Annotated in this window: 1 protein-coding gene; it reads right to left on the bottom strand. The window is 62.1% G+C overall.

Going from position 1 to position 1,236, the window contains the following annotated elements:
• Position 1 precedes the first annotated feature (1 nt).
• Positions 2-1,236, bottom strand: a 1,235-nt coding sequence (locus Asi02nite_RS41205; protein ID WP_203719475.1) for a hypothetical protein, incomplete at its 5' end; no start/stop codon positions are given.

The following is a 1,236-nucleotide window of genomic DNA, read 5'->3' as shown; positions in this document are numbered from 1 at the left end:
CTTAGGTATGACTGCTCGGGGCGCGCAGCGATGAGGGCTCTTCTCGGCCGCCGGGTATGCGGACTGTCACTACGTGACACGGTGTCGACTCGCCGTTGCGTTGGACCTGTTCGATCCAGATGCTCTCGAAGAGGTTCACAGTTCCTTCCGCGTGTTCCGTCTTGTCCAGGACGAGAAGGATCGCGAATGCGGCGTTGGTGTTTTGGTACTCGGAGGCCTGAGACGCGTAGTGGCGCAGGGCTGATTCACTCGCGTCGGTCTCCTCGATCTTGCACTCGACGTTGAACTTCACCGGTCCGAAGGAGGCGCGGATGTCTACGCGCCCGCCGGCCTGTTCTATGACCTCCGCGTCGATGACGCGGAACAGGGACGAGAAGCAGAGGACCTCGTAGAAGTGCTGGTGGAACAGGGCCTCGTCGACTTTCTGCTTCTTCTTCGCTTTGTCGCGCAGGCGGAGGAACTCTGTGTAGGAGCCGCCCATCTTGCGACCGATGTCGTAGGAGAGGAACGCGTACCTGACAGCGGTTTTCAGCAGTGCGAGGAACGGGTCCGCGATGCCGGGGATCCAGTCCGGACTTTGCCGAAGTTCGTCTACGAGTCGGTCCATGAGACGACCAGTTTTTGGGTCCAGCGCTGCCGCGTTCGTGTCTTCGTAGGTGCGGAGGGCCAGCTCCAGGCGGTCGAGAGTCGATTCTGGAGCCATCTCAGTAAGATGCGCAAACTCCGCTGGTGTGACCGTCTTGGCCATTTGGGGCCAGCGGCGGACTTTTCCCGGACCACCGGCCTTGGGGTCTGCGTCGTGCGCGGCGGTGGTTTGTGAACGATCGATCAGGGAATTGAAGAGGCGGATGGCGGCGGGATCGTCGCGGAGGAGCGGGTCCTTTTCGACCGCGTGTTGAAGGAACCGTATGCGGTATTCACTGCGCAGGAAGACGTCCTCGATGGCCGGGGCGACCAAGATTTCAACGACCCCCGCGGTACGGACCTCCGTGACAACCGCCACGGTTCGGTCGGCGCCGTACGCGGCGAGAAGTGGGGTGAGGATGGATTGGCCGTCGTCGTACCAAGGGTCCTCGTCGGCGATATGGCGGGCTGCCGCGTCGAGGGTGGTCGTCAGTTCGGCCCAAGCCGCGATCTCGTCGAATCGGGAACGAGCCCATACGGGCTGGTAGGTGTTGTGTCGCCAGGCTTGGTACTTCTGCAGGTTTGTGTGCAGTGCCCCCGCCAATGCGTGGA

It is taken from the genome of Asanoa siamensis (genome assembly GCF_016862555.1).
Lineage (GTDB): Bacteria > Actinomycetota > Actinomycetes > Mycobacteriales > Micromonosporaceae > Asanoa > Asanoa siamensis.
This window is presented reverse-complemented; position numbering and strand designations above follow the sequence as displayed.